Source organism: Streptomyces sp. SP17BM10 (assembly GCF_036322405.1).
Taxonomy (GTDB): Bacteria; Actinomycetota; Actinomycetes; order Streptomycetales; family Streptomycetaceae; genus Kitasatospora.
In genome coordinates, this window is sequence record NZ_JAQYXB010000590.1 from 1 (window position 1) to 310 (window position 310).

Annotated in this window: 1 protein-coding gene; it reads right to left on the reverse strand. The window is 73.2% G+C overall.

The annotated features are described in order from the left end of the window. The coding region (locus tag PUR71_RS20225) for a hypothetical protein (protein WP_329928459.1) at nt 1-260 on the reverse strand (260 nt) is incomplete at its 3' end. Between the last annotated feature and the right edge of the window lie 50 nt (nt 261-310).

Sequence of the window (310 nt, forward strand, 5' to 3'; positions counted from 1 at the left end):
CGGCCGTCGAAGGCGAACGGCACGAGCGAGGACGGGGTCGGCCCCTCCCAGGCCGAGGGCTCCTCGATCACAGCGAACGGGGAGCCTCCGCGCTGCCCCTCCTCGCGGTACGCCGCCTCCTTGCCGCCGTCGCAGCGCGGGACGCCGGCGGCGCGGGCGGCGTCGTCGGGGGCGCAGTGGAACGGGGCGAAGGCGGCGGCGCAGAACACGGAGAGCACGGCGAGGTCAAGCAGGTCGAGCCGCAGCGCGAAGGAGAGCAACGTCGAAACCTCGGGAGCGGACCGCATCACGACTTCAGTTACAGCCAGTC